Raw genomic sequence first — 17129 nt, forward strand, 5'->3', positions numbered from 1 at the left:
TATTTTTGGGCACTTGCCTGACGTCAGTCCACCAGCTGCTGGATAAGCGGACTTCCTTCGCGGATAAACACCGGGATGGTTTCCAGCGCCGCAGGCACCCTGATATGCTCCCCACCGGCGTAGCGCTCACCGTTGAGAGCGACCCAGCTATTGCCCGTCGGCAACCAGACATCGCGCTCACGCTGGCCGGCCTGCATAACCGGTGCCACCAGAAGATCTTCGCCAAACAGATACTGATCTTCACACGCCCAGCTCTGCTTGTCCTGCGGATAGTGCCAGAACAGCGGACGCATGAGCGGGTCTCCGTGCAGATGAGCCTGCTGGTACAACGCGTCAATATACGGGCGCAGGGTTTCGCGCACGGTAAGCCAGTGCTGCATGATGGCGTAATTCTCTTCTCCGTAACTCCACAGCTCATTAGGCGAACCGCTGTTACACTGAGGAATGCCGTCACGGTAGCGCTCCGGAGGCTGGATCTGCGGTTCGCGATAGCCGTGCATGCGCAGAACCGGTGTAAACACCGCCCACTGGAACCAACGGATCAGTAATTCGTGGAACGCCGGGTCGTTAACGTTCCCTCCCTGGAAGCCGCCGATATCGGTCGTCCACCATGGGATCCCCGCCAGGCCCATATTCAGTCCCGCGGCGAGTTGATTGCGAAAAGCATGGAATGAGGAGTGGACATCACCCGACCACGCCAGCACGCCGAATCGCTGGCTGCCTGCCCAGGCGCAGCGTACAAGGTTAACAATGTCGGTTTCACCGTTTGCCTGGAGCCCATCGTAAAAGCCCTGCGCAAAATCACGCGGGTAGCGATTGCCCACTTCCAGTACCGGACCGGCGTGGTAGCGATAGTTGTCAAAATCATAGGCGCGGTATTCCGGTTCCGCTTCGTCCAGCCAGAACAGCTTAATGCCCATGTCGTAGTAATTTTTCTTCACCGTATCCCAGACGAATTTCCGCGCCTCAGGATGGGTCGCATCAAAGAAGGTGGTATTGCCCATAAAGTCGAGGTTGACCTGCACGCCACGTTCACTGCTGACCAGCCAGCCTTTGGCTTTCATCAGCGGATAGAGAGGGCTGCGCGCCTCTACCGTTGGCCACACCGACACCATCAGCGCAATACCCATTTCGCGCAGCTCGTCGACCATCCCTTCAGGGTCGGGCCAGTCTACGGGGTCGAAGCACCAGGTGCCCTGATTCGGCCAGTGGAAAAAGTCGATGACCATTACCGACAGCGGCAGATTACGGCGGCGATACTCCCGCGCAACCTCAAGCACCTCCTGCTGGGTACGGTAGCGTAATTTGCACTGCCACAGCCCGCTGATAAACGCCGGGGCGGCGGGCGGAGTTCCGGTGGCTTTTACATACTGGCGGGTGATATCCGCCACCGTGTCAGCGGCGGTGATCCAGTAGTCCATTTCTCCCGTCACGCGGGCGCGCCATTCCGTCTGATTTTTTGCAAAGCTGGCTTCACCAATCGCCGGATTGTTCCACAGCAGGCCATAGCCAAGGCTGGACTGCATAAAGGGCACGCTGGCCTGGGAGTTGCGCTGCGCCAGTTCCAGCGTACAGCCTTTCAGATCCAGCCACGGCTGTTGATACTGACCCATGCCATAGATGCGTTCATCCGGACGCGATTCAAACCGGACGGTGAGCTGATATTTTCCCCCCATTAGCGGCTTAAATTCACGGCCATCCAGCTTCAGGGCGCTGACATATTTATCCTGACTCTTCTCGCTGGCACCGATACCCACCGTTGAACGCTGGCGCCACATCTCTTCCAGCAGCAGTTCGCCGCGCTGATTGTAGAAGGCCAGCTGACCTTTAAGGTTCAGCGTCGCGGTAATATTGCCGTTGCGCAGCGTCAGGCTTTCCGCTTCGGCGATAATCTCAGCCTGGCAAGGGGCGGCGGGCAACAGTGCCTGTAAGGCGTCCTCAAAAGCCGGGGAGCAGGTGGCCCTGACGCGCAGGCTGTTTTCTCCCCACGGTTCAATACGCAGGATCTGGCGTTCAAAACGCCATTCGATGCTGTTGGAATGTTGAATCAGCTCACTCATGGATAACGCGTCCTTCTAAACAGGGTGTTTGGCGAGATGGATGGATTGCATTGTGCTGTCGTCGAGCTTATACCAGCGCAGCGTGGCAAACGCGCAGAGTGACAAGACGCCAGGCACGACGGTGAAGAGGGCGATGATGCAGTACATGGCCGTGTTGGTCTGCTCCGGGGCATTGGCAACATAACCGCTTAAGCCCAGCGTCCAGCCAACAATCGCGCCGCTGATCGCCATCCCCAACTTGAGTACGGCGAGGAAAGTGGAGAAGATCACGCCGTCCATGCGTTTGCCCTGTTTCCATTCGCCGTAATCGGCGACGTCCGCCATCATTACCCACATCAGCGTGGTGGTGGCCTGGTAAAGGGTGGAGACGATAAACGTCATGGGCACCAGAATAAGCACCGACTTAGGCGCAAAGAACAGAGCGATGCTGAGTACCCCCGCCAGTACGGAACAGTATCCAAACATCTGCACTTTGCTGACGTTCTGCGTCAGACGTTTGGCCAGCGCGCTGCCTGCGGCTTTCCCGAGAATATGCGCCCCGAGCATCCACATAAAATAGCTTGCGCTACCGAGATAATAAGTGACGAAATACATCATTGCGCCAAGGCGAATAACGCCAAAACCAATGTTGGTTAATACCAGGACGGCGACAATCCGCCATTGGTCGTTTCGTAATAAATCCCGCAGTTCCGCAAGATAATTATTGTGGGTAGCGGGAGCCTTAATACGTTCACGCGTATTGGCGAAGCAGATCCAGAACATGACGACCGCGACGGTCGCCATAATGGCCATTGCCCAGCGGTAGCCCAGTAATTTATCGTCGCCACCTAAAAACTCTGCCAGCGGCATCATAAAGAATGTCGACAGCGCGCCACCCAAAGTGGCAAGGAAAAAGCGATAAGACTGGAGGGAAATTCGCGCATCGTTGTCGGGCGTAATCACCGCGCCCATGGAGCAATAGGGAATATTGATTGCGGTATACATCAGCATCATCAGGGTATAACTGACGGTAGCGAAAATCATTTTACCGTGCAGATCGAGGGACGCCGGCACGGCGTAGGTCAGCAGACAACTTGCGCCAAAGGGCAGCGCCAGCCACAGCATCCAGGGACGGAATTTGCCCCAGCGCGTGCGCGTCCTGTCAGCGATATAGCCCATCGCCGGGTCTATTATGGCATCGGCGGTTCTCGCCAGAAGAAACATGGTGCCCACGAATGCGGCAGGTAGCCCCACCACGTCCGTATAGTAAAACGTCAGAAAAATAATGACGTTATCCAGCCCAATATGGCTCGCCATATCGCCTAACCCATAACTGATCTTTTCTTTACGGGTAATTATCTCGGTCATTGTATTCACCTTGCCAGTGTAAGGTTTATTTTTGAGGTGCTCCGTAAACAGGGTTAACCAGGATGAAAAGGTTAACAATTGCGAGATCTGGCATCGGGGTTACGTAAATTTCTTTTCGTGATACCGGTAACAAATAAAGTATTTAAACAGTGACTTTATACGGAGGAGGATAGTTAACAGCGAATCGTTTCAGCGAAAAAAATCGTCTTTTCGCGGACGCGTCATTGTCATTTAGCTGTCATTGTGGGGGAGTAAAAAAGAGGTAAATGGGCAAAGCAGAGGGCATCATGAACGATCCTATGTTTGTCGAAACGCTAATTATTTCCTCATCATTTTTTATCATCGCGATTATTTTGATTGCTTCCGTGCTGCTGCTGGAAAACGGCTGACCGTTAGCCAGCCGCTGTATTTATTGTTTACGGAACGTCACCAGTTCAGGACGGGCGATACGCAGATAGTCCTGGGTATCCATTATCACCGATTTTTCCAGCAGGCCGGCGTTAAAGGCGATTTCATCGAAGCGCTCAAACAGCAGCGGATCGGCGACCAGCGTCAGATCCGGATGAAAGCTGAAGGGGGGAATGGCGCCGAAAACGCAGCCGGTAAGCGCATCCACTTCTGCCGGACTGGCGAGAGAGGCCTTTAGCCCACCGAAATGGCTGGCCAGCAGGCTCAGATCGGCCTGCCGATCGGCGGCAAGGATTGCCAGAATATGTTTCTTAACGCCGTTGCCTTTTACCTTGCAGACCAGTGCTTTTGCACCCTGCCGGAGATCGGTCCCGCGAATTTCACTGACCGCTTCGCATTTCCCAACGGCCTCATGCGCCACCACGCGAAAGCGCGCCTCCTGCTCGGTTAATAAGCTGATTAGCCGCTGATGGGTCGTCGTCCCGGTCACGTCATCAGACATAACGATTTCACCTGTGATTTGCCAATACGTAGCTTGCTACATTAGCACGGGACGGAGAGGGCTGAAAGAAAACAGCCAGCGGGAGCGCTGGCTGTTGGGTCATGCGTTGCTGGTGGATGACTGTTTCTGGAACAGTTCCCGGAAGACCGGATAGATGTCATCCTGGTCACGAATGTGCTGCATCGCAAAGTTATCAAACATCGCTTGCAGATGCTCATACTCACGCCATAGCGTCTGGTGGGCGCGACGGGTAATTTCAATGTAGCTGTAGTAACGCACCACCGGCAGGATCTTCTTCGCCAGAATTTCATGACACAGCGGCGAGTCATCCGCCCAGTTATCGCCATCCGATGCCTGCGCGGCGTAGATGTTCCACTGCGCCGGATCGTAGCGCTCCTTCACTACCTCATCCATCAGCTTCAGGGCGCTCGACACGATGGTGCCACCGGTCTCCTGCGAGTAGAAGAACTCATGTTCATCCACCTCTTTCGCCTGAGTGTGATGGCGGATGTAGACCACCTCCACGTTCTTATACGTTCTGCTCAGGAACAGATAGAGCAGAATATAAAAACGCTTAGCCATATCCTTGGTGGCCTGATCCATTGAACCTGACACGTCCATCAGGCAGAACATCACCGCCTGGCTGGAAGGCTCAGGGCGTTTTTCGTAGTTCTTGTAGCGCAGGTCGAACGTGTCGATAAACGGCACCCGGTCGATCTTCGCCCGCAGTTCGGCAATCTCTTTTCGCAGGCGCTCCTCTTCCAGCAGTTGCGCCGGTTCCGTGTTTTCCACTACTTTCAGGCTGGTTTCCAGCTCGCGCAGTTCGCGCCGTTTGCCTGCCGTCATCGCCGTGCGTCGCGCCAGCGAGTTTTGCAGTGAACGCACCACGCTGATGTTGGCGGGCACCCCATTTGCGGTATAGCCCGCACGATGGGTTTTGTACTCGTTGAGCTGACGGTGCTGATTCTTTCTCAGATTCGGCAGGGCCAGATCCTCAAACAGCAGATCGAGATATTCGTCTTTTGAAATCTGGAAGACAAACTCATCCTGGCCTTCTCCGTCCTGGCTGGCTTGCCCCTGACCGCTGCCAGAACCGCCGCCTCCGCCTTGGGGTCGCTCGATTCTGTCATTCTGGACGAAGTGGTCATTACCTGGGTGTACACGATGGCGAAGGCCGCCACGCCCCTGATGAAACATCGGTTCGCTGATGTCATCGTTGGGGATGGAGACGGATTCGCCGCTGTCGACGTCGGTCACCGAGCGTTTGTTGATGGCCTCGGAGATCGACTGTTTAATTTGCGCTTTATAACGGCGCAAGAAGCGCTGGCGATTCACCGTGCTCTTGTTTTTGCCGTTAAGACGCCGGTCAATAAACCAGGTCATATATCCCCCGTACTGCATTTGCCAACTTGCAGCGTCCGTAAGTGCCGGACATTTTGTTGGCCCGGTAAGCGCGTTACCGGGCACTTGTTTTAAGACGATTTACGCACGCGCAGATACCATTCACAAAGCAGGCGGACCTGTTTGCGCGTATAGCCTTTTTCCATCATACGGTCGACAAAATCGTCGTGCTTTTTCTGCTCGTCGGTTGAAGTTTTGGCGTTGAACGAGATAACCGGCAACAGCTCTTCCGTGTTAGAGAACATTTTCTTCTCTATAACGGTGCGCAGTTTTTCGTAGCTGGTCCAGTTCGGATTGCGGCCGTTGTTATGCGCTCTGGCGCGCAGCACGAAGTTCACAATCTCGTTTCGGAAGTCTTTCGGGTTGCTGATCCCGGCTGGTTTCTCGATTTTTTCAAGTTCCGCGTTCAGGGATTCACGGTCAAACAGCTGGCCGGTATCCGGGTCGCGATACTCCTGATCCTGGATCCAGAAGTCAGCGTAAGTGACGTACCGGTCGAAGATGTTCTGGCCGTATTCGGAATAGGATTCCAGATAGGCGGTCTGGATCTCTTTGCCAATGAACTCGGCGTATTTCGGGATCAGGTAGCCTTTCAGGAACTCCAGGTAGCGTTCAGCCTGCTCCTGTGGGAACTGTTCACGTTCAATTTGCTGTTCCAGCACGTAGAACAGATGTACCGGGTTGGCGGCCACCTCCGCGTGGTCGAAGTTAAAGACGCGGGAGAGGATCTTAAACGCGAAACGCGTCGACAGACCGTTCATCCCTTCGTCGACCCCGGCGTAATCGCGGTATTCCTGGTACGATTTCGCTTTCGGGTCGGTATCCTTCAGGCTTTCGCCGTCATACACGCGCATTTTTGAGTAGATGCTGGAGTTTTCCGGCTCTTTCAGGCGCGACAGGATCGAGAAGCGCGACAGCGTTTCCAGCGTTCCCGGTGCGCAAGGGGCATGGACCAGCTCACTGTGGTTGAGCAGTTTTTCGTAAATCTTGATCTCCTCGGAGATCCGCAGGCAATAAGGCACTTTGACGATGTACACACGGTCAAGGAACGCCTCATTGTTTTTGTTGTTACGGAAGGTCACCCATTCAGATTCGTTAGAGTGGGCAAGGATAATCCCGTTAAACGGCAGGGCGGAAATACCTTCCGTCCCGTTGTAGTTCCCTTCCTGGGTGGCGGTCAGCAGCGGATGCAGCACTTTGATCGGTGCTTTAAACATCTCGACGAATTCCATAATCCCCTGGTTGGCACGGCACAGCGCACCGGAATAGCCGTAGGCATCCGGGTCGTTTTGCGCGTGATGCTCCAGCTTACGGATATCGACTTTACCCACCAGCGCCGAGATATCCTGGTTGTTCTCGTCACCGGGTTCTGTTTTGGCAATGGCGATCTGCTCGAGGATAGACGGCCACACTTTCACGACGCGGAATTTGGTGATGTCCCCGCCAAACTCGTGCAGACGTTTTGCCGCCCACGGCGACATGATTGTACCGAGATAGCGATGCGGAATGCCAAACTCTTTTTCCAGAATTTGCGCATCCTCTTGCGGATTAAACAGGCACAGCGGATGGTCATTGACCGGGCTGCGCTCGCCGTTGGCGCTCAGCACATAGATCGGCACGCGCTGCATCAGCACTTTCAGCCGTTCAGCCAGGGAGGATTTACCCCCACCGACAGGACCCAGCAGGTAAAGGATCTGCTTCTTCTCTTCCAGCCCCTGAGCGGCATGCTTCAGGTAGGAGACGATCTGCTCAATGGCATCTTCCATGCCATAGAACTCTTCAAACGCCGGGTATCGGGCGACCACCCGATTCGAAAAGAGACGGGAAAGCCGTGGCTCCAGGGCAGTATCAACCATGTTTGGCTCACCAATAGCCATCAATAGCCGTTCTGCCGCATTGGCATAGGCACTGCGATCTTGCCGACAAATGGTAAGAAACTCCTGCAGTGTGAACTCTTCGTCCTTGGCAGCTTCGTAGCGCTGGCGATAGTGATCGAATATATTCATGGCATGCCGTCCTTTCGTTTTTTAGCACAGGATAAGAGCCGTTCGTATGAGTAGTGGAGGCTCCCGGAAGAGAATTTTTCGCACCTCACTGCCAGAGCAGCAACCTGTGTGCCAGGTCGAAGGCTATGAACCGCAGGGTGTTCAGCAAAACCTCTTCTTAAATTAAAGCGTAGATGGCAATTGCAAAACTTGCATACGGATAAAATCTACTTTCAATGACATATCAATAACTCATCCAAAAATTTCCACTGCGGTTATAAGCGAAAAGCGGGTTTTTCATTTATCGGTCACATAAATGAAAGCGGGATGTCATCTGAAAAATGAAAAATAACGGGTTAATCAAACGGATTAGTGCGCAAAAAATTTTGGGATGTACGGGAATGGCGGTTACACTTCACCCGCTGATTATTTGACTACAGGAAAGAATGGATTGTGACCAAACTCAAACTTCTGGCATTGGGCATCCTTGCCGCTACCGCAGCGAGCACCGTACAGGCTGAGAGCCAGTGGACTGTTGGCGCGGGTGCTGGCGTGATTAACAGCCCGTACAAGCAGTATGACCGCGACGTTTATCCTGTCCCCGTTGTCACCTATGAAGGCGATAACTTCTGGTTCCGTGGGTTGGGCGGCGGCTACTATCTGTGGAACGATACGGCCGATAAGCTCTCCATCATGGCCTATTACGACCCAACGCACTTTAAACCAGGCGACAGCGACAGCAATGCGCTTCGTCAACTGGACAAACGCAGAAGCTCACTGATGGCGGGGCTTTCTTACGTCCATAATACCGAGTATGGCTTCCTGCGCACTGCGCTGGCGGGCGATACCCTGGACAACAGCAACGGCTTCATCTGGGATCTGGCGTGGCTTTACCGCTATACCAACGGCGCAGTGACGCTGACGCCGGGTATCGGTGTGCAGTACAGCAGCGAAAATTACAACGACTACTACTATGGCGTGTCTAAAGCGGAGTCTCGCCGCTGTGGTTTGAATAGCTACAGCGCGGATGATGGCTGGGACCCGTACCTGGAACTCACCGCATCGTATAACTTCCTCGGTGACTGGAATGTGTACGGTACTGGCCGTTACATTCGTCTGAGCGATGAAGTGAAAGACAGCCCGATGGTCGACAAGTCCTGGTCTGGCATCTTCTCTGTAGGTGTGACCTACAAGTTCTGACCAGAACGTAATGCATTAAAACGGGGCGCTTGCGCCCCGTTTGTTTTTTATGATGCCTGAACAATATTAGCGCTTCACAATCTTGATCGTCTGGCCTAAGCGGGACGGTTTTTCTTCGCTGGTTTTCTGCGGCGCGGTCACGCACGCGGTTTCCACGCAGACGAAGGTCTTGTAACCGTCATCCGGGATATCCGCCATGCTGACGGAAAGGGCAGGGCCCGGGTTCCAGCCCACTACGTTGCTGTGGTGGTGATGAACCACATCAATACCGCGGTTCAGCGCGCTGTCGTGGATGACGCTACAGGCTTCCGGGTGCAGGTATACGCGGTCGGTACGATCCGGGAAAGTCTGCACGCCGTCGTCCAGCTTGCCTTCTTTCGCGTTATCCACTTTGTCGATAAAGGTATCGCCAAGTCCGCTCACCTTAACGGCCTGAATGTCGCCTACGTTGAAATAGGTGTGCAGGGCGGACGTAGTTTCGAATTCGCCGTGCGCTTCCAGTTCAATCTCGCAGGTTTTACCCAGCTTGAAGCGGGCATACAGGGTGAATTCATGTGGCCACAGGGCGCGCGTTTCATCATTCGCCTGGAGCTCAAAGGTCAACACCGCGCCGTTTTCATCTTCGTTGTGGGCTTTCAGCGTCCACTGCTGGTTACGGGCGAAACCGTGAGACGGTAATCCCTGCTGCGCTGACGGGCCAAACCATGGCCAGCAAATCGGTACGCCGCCGCGGATCGCCGCCCCTCTTTTGAACGAGGTGGCCTCGCTCAGCCACAGGCCTTCTTCTTCACCTTCTGGTTTCCAGGAGAGCAGGTGGGCGCCGTTGAGCGCGACGGAGGCTTTAACGCGCGGATGATCAACGACGATGATATCGGCACCGTCAATCTGACGGCGGGAGAGCACAGGGGTAAGTTGTTCGACTACCGGAAGTGCAAAAATTTTATTAATCATTAAGCAATCCTCTGTCTAAAAACAATAAAAAAGGCGACCGAAGTCGCCTTTTAGGATCAAGCACTCATCTCAACTTATTTGGAGATGTGAGCGATCAGGTCCAGTACTTTGTTAGAGTAGCCAGTTTCGTTGTCGTACCAGGAAACCAGTTTCACGAAGTTGTCGTTCAGTGCGATACCTGCTTTAGCATCGAACACGGAAGTGCACACTTCGCCGTTGAAATCGGTAGATACAACGTCGTCTTCAGTGTAACCCAGAACGCCTTTCATTGGGCCTTCGGAAGCAGCTTTGATTGCTTTCTTAATTTCTTCATAAGAAGCAGCTTTTTCCAGACGAACGGTCAGGTCAACAACGGATACGTTAGGAGTTGGAACGCGGAACGCCATACCAGTCAGTTTGCCATTCAGTTCTGGCAGTACTTTACCTACTGCTTTAGCAGCACCGGTAGAAGATGGGATGATGTTCTGAGCCGCGCCACGGCCGCCGCGCCAGTCTTTGTGAGACGGGCCATCAACGGTTTTCTGAGTAGCGGTGGTTGCGTGAACGGTAGTCATCAGACCTTCGATGATGCCGAAGTTGTCGTTGATAACTTTAGCCAGCGGTGCCAGGCAGTTGGTGGTGCAGGATGCGTTGGAAACGATGTCCTGGCCAGCGTAAGTTTCAAAGTTTGCACCGCGAACGAACATTGGGGTGTTGTCTTTGGAAGGACCAGTCAGAACAACTTTCTTCGCACCCGCAGTGATGTGTTTACGTGCAGTTTCGTCGGTCAGGAAGATACCGGTAGCTTCAGCTACAACGTCAACACCGATTTCGTTCCATTTCAGGTTAGCTGGGTCTTTCTCAGCAGTAACGCGGATGGTTTTGCCGTTAACAACCAGGTGGCCGTCTTTCACTTCAACGGTGCCGTCGAAACGACCGTGAGTTGAGTCGTACTTCAGCATGTACGCCATGTATTCAGCGTCCAGGAGATCGTTGATACCAACGATTTCGATGTCAGAACGTTTCTGAGCAGCACGGAAAACAATACGGCCGATACGGCCAAAACCGTTGATACCTACTTTGATAGTCATATATTCCACCAGCTATTTGTTAGTGAATAAAAGGTTGCCTGTAAAATTACAAAAACCTTACGCAGCGTCAAGCGGAATCGTGTCAATCATTGCGACAAATCAATCCTGTGACTAACGTTTGTGCGACTGACTCGCCTCACTTTCCCTTTGAGCTAGCAACCACATGGGGGCTGCGCCCGGAATTTTAAAGGCCTCGCAGGATTAAAATGTGAAATTGATCACAATTGCCTGACCGCCTTTTCGCGACACATAAGTTTAGAACAAAAGTGCACGCGCGGGTGTTAATGTTTTGTTAGAATCTGGGTTAAAAGATGTCTGTTTCAACAGCGAGATGTAAGCATATGTCGAACCAACGTAACCCCGACGATTTGAAAAAAAACCTTACAGAGATGCAGTTTTACGTGACGCAAAATCACGGCACAGAACCGCCGTTTTCCGGGCGTTTGCTGCACAATAAACGGGAAGGCGTCTACCACTGCCTGGTGTGTGATGCACCGCTGTTTAACTCCCAGACGAAGTACGATTCTGGCTGCGGCTGGCCGAGTTTTTACGAGCCTGTCAGCGATGATGCGATCCGCTACCTGACGGACACCTCGCACGGCATGGTGCGCACCGAAATTCGTTGCGGGAACTGCGACGCCCATCTCGGGCATGTCTTCCCGGATGGCCCGCAGCCGACGGGGGAGCGTTTCTGCGTAAATTCGGCTTCCATGAGCTTTACCGATGATGAAAACGGCGACCAGACCAAGGGTTGAAAAAACGATTCAGCAAATTATTCCTTTGAAAGGGAGAGATCATGAATATTGATGACATGATTGCAGGTATGACCCCGGAGGTTTATCAGCGTCTGGTGACGGCCGTTGAGCTGGGAAAATGGCCGGACGGTGTGGCGCTCACACCTGAGCAAAAAGAGAACAGCTTGCAGCTGGTGATGCTGTGGCAGGCGCGTCACAATACCGACGCCCAGCACATGACCATCGACACTAACGGTCAGATGGTGATGAAAAGCAAGCGCGAGTTGAAAGAAGACTTCGGCATCACGCCGAAGCCGATTGCGACGATGAAAATGCAATAACGGTGCGGGTTTATGCCCTCACCCAACCCTCTCCCAAAGGGAGAGGGCTTGATTGTCTTACTACTGATGCAGGATCCCAAGCGACTCCGCCAGCTGTTTCGCGAGCTGGTTTTCGTCGTCAGCCCCATACTCCCAGAACATGGCGCCGGCAAGTCCTTTCTCCTTGATGTAATCCGCTTTGATCGCCACGGAGCGCGGGTTCTCATAGGAAATCGCAAACAGCGCCTTCCCGTCGGCAGATTTCACCGACAGCCACGGCACCTTCGCCTGTTCGTCCCAGTGCTCGGTAAAGCGTTTTTGCGGATCGTTCAGCAGCTTGCGGACGATATCGTTGTATTTCACATAGGTATCTTTGGTCAGATCATAGCCAAGCGATTTGAACAGGCTCAGTTCCTGCGGCCCGAAGTAGGGCTGCGTCACCGGATTGTTTTGCGCGTCTGGTTTGCTCCAGTCGATCCCTGGCTCTACGGCACGTTTCGGCACGCGCCCATAGAAACCAATTCCGAGGTTCATCTGCTGCGGCTTCAGCCCGGCGGCCAGATAGTTATTCACCACAAAATCGACGCTGTATTTGTCTGCGGCAGCAACCGTTGGCCAGTCGCTGGAGTCATACAGATTCGCGTTAAAATACTGAGTACCGTACGCCATGTCGTAGGTCATCAGGTTGATGTAATCAAGCAGGGGGGCAATGGCTTTCACATCCACCCAGCTTTTCGGACTTTCCGCATTCGCGCCCACCGCAATCGTGACCAGCTTTTTCTTACCAAACGCGTCACGCATCTCTTTTAACAGCGCGGTGAAATTATCCCGGTCGGCTGGAGTGCTCTCGACCAGTCCCCACGCGCCGTTGACCGGGAACTCCCAGTCGAGATCGATCCCGTCCAGGCCGTATTGACTGACGATCTCCTGCGCGGAGCGAATAAACACCGCGCGGCTCTCTTTGGTTGCCGCTGCGCCAGAAAAACCTCGCGCGCCCCAGCCGCCAACGGAAAGCAGGACTTTCAGGTTCGGGTTTTGTTTACGAAGCTGAGGAAGTAACGCCAGATCGGATGCCACCTTGGGTGATAACCAGATTTGATGCAGTTTTGCCGGATCTTTCAGCGCGGCGTTGGTTTCGTCTTTCTCGTTGTTATAGACCAGACCAAACGAGTAGTTGAGGTGGGTGATCTGGCGCACGTCGAGTTTATGAATATCGCCACCCGGTCCGGCGGTAACATCGCCACCGCCATTGAAGTAACCCACGGACATCAGGGGCGCAGCGGAAGCCAGTGACGCGCAAAGCAAGGGTAATGCTGCCAGCAAGGGCAAACGTTTCATATAATTTCCTCTTTGACTGAATAAAAATAACCACGCCACAGAAAAGGCGTGGCGAAAAAACAGCCTCGAGAGAATAGCATCGCCGTTTCGCTTGTGATGCGAGGGAGTTCACTTTATGGGGATTGGGGAAGAAATGCCGGGTGGCGCTGACGCTTACCCGGTCTACAAAACCAGAGAAAGTAGGCCGGGTAAGGCGAAGCCGTCACCCGGCTAAAAAGCTTACGCCTGCGTCTCCATCCAGTCAGCCAGCGTATACAGCGTTGCGCCTTCTGCGGCCATATCCATAAACGCCTGAGCGCTGTCATGCGGCTGAATATTCACCCCGCGACAGCCGTCGGTGATGACATTCACGGTATAGCCCAACTGGAGCGCATCCAGCACGGTGAACTTCACGCAGTAATCCGTCGCCAGGCCCAGCACAATCAGCTCGGTGATCTCATGGTGGCGCAACCACGCGTCCAGCGCCGTCTTCTGACGATGACCGTTATCAAAGAACGCGCTGTAGCTGTCGATGGTTGGGTTTTCACCTTTGTGGAACACCGCGTCGATGGCCTTCTGGTTCAGCAGCGGATGCAGCTCAGCGCCTTCCGTCTGCTGCACGCAGTGATCGGGCCAGAAGGTTTGCGCCAGCCCGTCCAGTTCGCCCTGGCTGAAAGGCTCAACGTTGTGCTGGCTGGCAAAGCTGCCGTGGTTTGCCGGATGCCAGTCCTGACTCGCCACCACCGCTTCACCACGAGCTTTACACCACGCAATCAGCGAATTCGCGACGTCTACGGTGCTGTCGCCTTCCGCGACGGCCAGCGCACCACCCGCACAGAAATCATTTTGCAAATCGACCAGTAACAGGGCGCGTTGCTTCATGGGATCTCCTTATTCGTCCGGCGTCAGTTCACCGCGCAGGTTTTGCATCATGGCGCGGCGAATGGAATCAATATCCAGATCCTGACTCAGTAAATAGTGAAGTTTAGTCAGTGTTGCCTCAACGGTCATATCGAAACCACTTATCACGCCTGCGTGAGCCAGAGCATTACCGGTGGCGTAGCCGCCCATATTGACCTTGCCGGACATACACTGGGTGAGGTTGACCACCACAATCCCGCGATCGCTCGCCTCCTGAAGCTCCTTAAGGAACTCACCGTTCTGCGGGGCGTTACCCACACCATAGGAGCGCAGGATCAGCGCCTTCACCGGCTGGCGCAGAAAGTTGCGCACCACGTCGGCGGAAATACCCGGGTAAATCGTCACCACGCCAATCGGCTGCGGGGTAATGGGGTGAACGATCAGCTCGCCTGCGGTATTTGGCGCGGGCGGCGTGCCCAGACGACGGATATGGATCCCCGCTTCCAGCAGCGGTTGCAGGTTAGGTGAGGCAAAAGCGTCAAAGCCATCGGCGTGCGCTTTAGTGGTACGGTTCCCGCGGTACAGTCGGTTGTTGAAGAACAGCGTTACCTCGTTGATCGGGTAATTAGCGGCCACGTACAGGGAGTTAAGCAGGTTGATCTGCCCGTCTGAACGCAGTTCCGCCAGCGGGATCTGCGAACCGGTCACGATGACGGGCTTGCTCAGGTTCTCCAGCATGAAGGAGAGCGCCGAGGCGGTGAACGCCATGGTGTCGGTGCCGTGAAGGATCACGAAGCCGTCGTACTGGTCGTAATGGGCTTTAATATCGTCCGCAATATGCTGCCAGTCTTCCGGCGTCATGTCGGAGGAGTCCATCAGCGGCTCATATTCGTGGATGGTAAAGTCCGGCATTTCCGGACGGTGAAATTCAGGCATCAGCGCCAGCTGGCGCTGCAAGTGGCCGGAAACCGGGATATAGCCATTTTCTGAGCGCTGCATACCGATGGTACCGCCGGTATAGGCGACATATATTGATTTCTTCTGCATGGTAATGAGTTCTTGTTCTTCAAAAGAAAAAATCCCCTCTTCACGGGAAGAGGGGACGGTTTTTAACGCACGTTCGCGCAGGTCAGGCAAAACGCGTAACGGCTCTGTGGATCATTAAAGGCTGCGAGCTTGTCGCTCTCCGCTTTCATGGCTTTCGCCGCGGTCGCCACCGGCGCCGGCAGATACGCCTGAAGCGCTTCCGGTAGCATGGTGCGGACGGAGCCGGACATGCTGTCCATGACCATATCGAAGAACGTCGGTTCGTCCTGATAATAGTCCACGTGCCACTGCTTGAGCTTCGCCAGCTCCGCCGCTTTCTTCACGGCGTCGTCGAAATCACCCAGGCTGTCTACCAGACCGTTGCTCTTCGCATCCTGGCCGGTCCAGACGTGGCCCTGCGCGATCTGGTCAATCTGGTCTGGCGTCTTTTTACGGGAGTCCGCAACCAGCGTGATGAAACGTTTATAGCCACTCTCAATGCTGAGCTGCATCATCTCAGACACCTCAGGCGGCAGGGATTTGGTAACGGACACGTCTGCCAGCGGCGAGGTGGAAACGCCGTCGGTGTGGACGCCGAGATAATCCAGGCTGTTCTCAACGGTGTTGATCACACCGAAGATGCCAATCGAGCCGGTCAGCGTGCTTGGGTTAGCCACGATGTAGTTGGCTGGCGTCGAGATCCAGTACCCCCCGGAAGCCGCCATGCCGCCCATCGAGACCACTACCGGCTTGCCTGCGGCGCGCGCGGCGGCCAGTTCAGCACGGATCACTTCAGAGGCGCTGACGCTGCCGCCAGGGCTGTTCACCCTCAGGACAATTGCCTTCACTTTCGGATCCAGGCGCGCATCGCGGATCTGCGACGCGGTGGTGTCCCCGCCGACGTTCCCCGGCGTTTCTTCGCCATCCATAATGGCCCCGTTAGCAAACACCACGGCGATGCTGTCACCGCTGTCGTCCGGCTTTTTCGCGGCGTAGTCATACATGCTGATGGCGCTGTAGTTTTTATCCTCTTTACTCCAGCCGAACTGTTTGGTCAGCGCTTTTTCAATTTCAGCGCTGGAACCCAGCTGATCGACCAGTTTGTTATCAAGCGCGTATTTCGCTGTATCGCCGTCCACCTTGCGCAGGCCGTCCAGCACGCCGCGCGCGCCCGGGAAGACCTGCTCAGCGGTAATCTGACGGTTAGCGGCAATGGTGCCGAGGTAGTTCTGCCACAGCTCACCAATCCAGCGGCTGTCCGCTTCACGGGCAGCAGGGGACATATCATCGCGGATAAACGGCTCCACGGCGGATTTATAGGTCCCGACGCGGAAGACGTGGGTAGTGACCTTCAGCTTGTCGAGTAGCGATTTGTAGTACAGACCGTTAGTGGCGAAGCCATGCAGATCGACCGTGCCCTGTGGCGAAAGCCAGATCTTATTGGCAAAGCTCGCCAGATAATATTGCCCCTGGGTGTAGCTGTCGCCAATGGCAATAACCGGTTTACCGCTGTCGCGAAATTCGCGCAGCGCTTTACCGATGTACTGCATTGACGGCTGATCGGCGCCGGCAAAATCTTTCAGGTCAAGTACGATACCGGTAATGTTACGATCGTCTTTGGCCTGACGGATGGTGTCGACAATATCAAACAAGGAGTTTTCCTGGAGACGGTCTGACGTTGCGCCGAACAGCTGGCGGCCAATCACGCCCAGACGGTTGCTGGTCGATGGCTTATCAACAATCACCCCGGTGATATCGAGTAACAGTGCGCCGCGCGTCGAATGCTGCGACTGGTTTGCGTTGCTGATATGCATCCAGATACCAGCGCATACCAGGACCAGGAAGATGAAAAAGATGTTCATCACCAGGTTGCGGACGAAGTTGAGCAGTCGCCACGTCCATTTAAAGAAACCGGCAATGATTCGCCAAAGGGTTCGCATGTATTCT

15 protein-coding genes are annotated in these 17129 nt (G+C 54.5%); 4 read left to right on the forward strand and 11 right to left on the reverse strand.

Translation table 11 applies throughout. From position 1 onward, the window contains the following. Positions 1-23: 23 nt before the first annotated feature. On the reverse strand, positions 24-2060 hold the full coding sequence (locus tag DD597_RS03085) for a TIM-barrel domain-containing protein (RefSeq protein WP_023315858.1): 2037 nt from the start codon (positions 2058-2060) through the stop codon (positions 24-26). A 15-nt stretch (positions 2061-2075) separates the two neighbouring features. Then, complete coding sequence (locus DD597_RS03090; RefSeq protein WP_044596273.1) at positions 2076-3407, reverse strand: glycoside-pentoside-hexuronide (GPH):cation symporter; 1332 nt, start codon at positions 3405-3407, stop codon at positions 2076-2078. A 287-nt stretch (positions 3408-3694) separates the two neighbouring features. On the opposite strand from DD597_RS03090, the gene yoaI reads away from it, so the two are divergent. Beyond that, complete coding sequence (yoaI, locus tag DD597_RS25090; RefSeq protein ID WP_017384693.1) at positions 3695-3796, forward strand: small membrane protein YoaI; 102 nt, start codon at positions 3695-3697, stop codon at positions 3794-3796. A gap of 20 nt (positions 3797-3816) precedes the next feature. Here the strand turns inward: yoaI and DD597_RS03095 are convergent, their stop codons facing one another. The 3 genes from DD597_RS03095 to yeaG form a co-directional block, all read right to left on the reverse strand. Further along, positions 3817-4317, reverse strand: coding sequence for a YbaK/prolyl-tRNA synthetase associated domain-containing protein (locus tag DD597_RS03095; RefSeq protein ID WP_022650816.1), 501 nt, complete (start codon positions 4315-4317; stop codon positions 3817-3819). A gap of 99 nt (positions 4318-4416) precedes the next feature. Beyond that, positions 4417-5700: a YeaH/YhbH family protein gene (locus DD597_RS03100; protein ID WP_017384692.1), complete on the reverse strand. Its 1284-nt coding sequence runs from the start codon at positions 5698-5700 to the stop codon at positions 4417-4419. An 89-nt stretch (positions 5701-5789) separates the two neighbouring features. Then, on the reverse strand, positions 5790-7724 hold the full coding sequence (gene yeaG, locus DD597_RS03105; RefSeq protein ID WP_129255945.1) for a protein kinase YeaG: 1935 nt from the start codon (positions 7722-7724) through the stop codon (positions 5790-5792). A gap of 432 nt (positions 7725-8156) precedes the next feature. Here yeaG and DD597_RS03110 point away from each other — a divergent pair, with 432 nt between their 5' ends. Beyond that, on the forward strand, positions 8157-8903 hold the full coding sequence (locus tag DD597_RS03110; protein ID WP_129255946.1) for a MipA/OmpV family protein: 747 nt from the start codon (positions 8157-8159) through the stop codon (positions 8901-8903). 66 nt (positions 8904-8969) lie between these two features. Here DD597_RS03110 and DD597_RS03115 read toward each other — a convergent pair whose 3' ends face one another. Together DD597_RS03115 and gapA are read right to left on the reverse strand one after the other, a co-directional pair. After that, positions 8970-9854: a D-hexose-6-phosphate mutarotase gene (locus DD597_RS03115; RefSeq protein WP_023324474.1), complete on the reverse strand. Its 885-nt coding sequence runs from the start codon at positions 9852-9854 to the stop codon at positions 8970-8972. Positions 9855-9928: 74 nt separating this feature from the next. Continuing rightward, positions 9929-10924, reverse strand: a complete 996-nt coding sequence (gene gapA / locus DD597_RS03120; protein ID WP_006809136.1) for a glyceraldehyde-3-phosphate dehydrogenase — start codon at positions 10922-10924, stop codon at positions 9929-9931. Positions 10925-11265: 341 nt separating this feature from the next. Between gapA and msrB the strand changes: the two genes are divergently transcribed. Both msrB and DD597_RS03130 read left to right on the forward strand, forming a co-directional pair. Then, complete coding sequence (gene msrB / locus DD597_RS03125) at positions 11266-11679, forward strand: peptide-methionine (R)-S-oxide reductase MsrB (protein WP_003857865.1); 414 nt, start codon at positions 11266-11268, stop codon at positions 11677-11679. A gap of 41 nt (positions 11680-11720) precedes the next feature. Then, a complete protein-coding gene (locus DD597_RS03130) occupies positions 11721-11999 on the forward strand; it encodes a YeaC family protein (RefSeq protein ID WP_003857863.1) in 279 nt (92 codons plus the stop codon). A 60-nt stretch (positions 12000-12059) separates the two neighbouring features. Here DD597_RS03130 and DD597_RS03135 read toward each other — a convergent pair whose 3' ends face one another. From DD597_RS03135 to sppA, 4 genes are all read right to left on the reverse strand, one after another. After that, positions 12060-13316 (reverse strand): glycoside hydrolase family 18 protein, encoded by a 1257-nt coding sequence (locus DD597_RS03135; protein WP_032665945.1) that lies wholly within the window; start codon positions 13314-13316, stop codon positions 12060-12062. 219 nt (positions 13317-13535) lie between these two features. Then, the gene (gene pncA / locus DD597_RS03140) at positions 13536-14177 is read right to left on the reverse strand and encodes a bifunctional nicotinamidase/pyrazinamidase (protein WP_032609018.1); all 642 of its coding nucleotides are present in this window, start codon (positions 14175-14177) and stop codon (positions 13536-13538) included. A 9-nt stretch (positions 14178-14186) separates the two neighbouring features. After that, a complete protein-coding gene (gene ansA / locus DD597_RS03145; RefSeq protein WP_023303507.1) occupies positions 14187-15203 on the reverse strand; it encodes an asparaginase in 1017 nt (338 codons plus the stop codon). Between the two features lie 62 nt (positions 15204-15265). Then, positions 15266-17122: a signal peptide peptidase SppA gene (gene sppA / locus DD597_RS03150; RefSeq protein WP_129255947.1), complete on the reverse strand. Its 1857-nt coding sequence runs from the start codon at positions 17120-17122 to the stop codon at positions 15266-15268. Positions 17123-17129: the final 7 nt, after the last annotated feature.

Source organism: Enterobacter cloacae complex sp. 677-3DZ2D5B (assembly GCF_004136695.1).
Lineage (GTDB): Bacteria > Pseudomonadota > Gammaproteobacteria > Enterobacterales > Enterobacteriaceae > Enterobacter > Enterobacter hormaechei_C.

What these genes read in the sequence shown, in the direction of transcription:
- DD597_RS03085 (WP_023315858.1), bottom strand. Translation starts at nt 2,060, where the DNA reads ATGAGTGAGCTGATTCAACATTCCAACAGCATCGAATGGCGTTTTGAA.
- ansA (WP_023303507.1), bottom strand. Translation starts at nt 15,203, where the DNA reads ATGCAGAAGAAATCAATATATGTCGCCTATACCGGCGGTACCATCGGT.
- yoaI (WP_017384693.1), top strand. Translation starts at nt 3,695, where the DNA reads ATGAACGATCCTATGTTTGTCGAAACGCTAATTATTTCCTCATCATTT.
- msrB (WP_003857865.1), top strand. Translation starts at nt 11,266, where the DNA reads ATGTCGAACCAACGTAACCCCGACGATTTGAAAAAAAACCTTACAGAG.
- DD597_RS03090 (WP_044596273.1), bottom strand. Translation starts at nt 3,407, where the DNA reads ATGACCGAGATAATTACCCGTAAAGAAAAGATCAGTTATGGGTTAGGC.
- DD597_RS03130 (WP_003857863.1), top strand. Translation starts at nt 11,721, where the DNA reads ATGAATATTGATGACATGATTGCAGGTATGACCCCGGAGGTTTATCAG.
- yeaG (WP_129255945.1), bottom strand. Translation starts at nt 7,724, where the DNA reads ATGAATATATTCGATCACTATCGCCAGCGCTACGAAGCTGCCAAGGAC.
- pncA (WP_032609018.1), bottom strand. Translation starts at nt 14,177, where the DNA reads ATGAAGCAACGCGCCCTGTTACTGGTCGATTTGCAAAATGATTTCTGT.
- DD597_RS03095 (WP_022650816.1), bottom strand. Translation starts at nt 4,317, where the DNA reads ATGTCTGATGACGTGACCGGGACGACGACCCATCAGCGGCTAATCAGC.
- DD597_RS03135 (WP_032665945.1), bottom strand. Translation starts at nt 13,316, where the DNA reads ATGAAACGTTTGCCCTTGCTGGCAGCATTACCCTTGCTTTGCGCGTCA.
- DD597_RS03100 (WP_017384692.1), bottom strand. Translation starts at nt 5,700, where the DNA reads ATGACCTGGTTTATTGACCGGCGTCTTAACGGCAAAAACAAGAGCACG.
- sppA (WP_129255947.1), bottom strand. Translation starts at nt 17,122, where the DNA reads ATGCGAACCCTTTGGCGAATCATTGCCGGTTTCTTTAAATGGACGTGG.
- gapA (WP_006809136.1), bottom strand. Translation starts at nt 10,924, where the DNA reads ATGACTATCAAAGTAGGTATCAACGGTTTTGGCCGTATCGGCCGTATT.
- DD597_RS03115 (WP_023324474.1), bottom strand. Translation starts at nt 9,854, where the DNA reads ATGATTAATAAAATTTTTGCACTTCCGGTAGTCGAACAACTTACCCCT.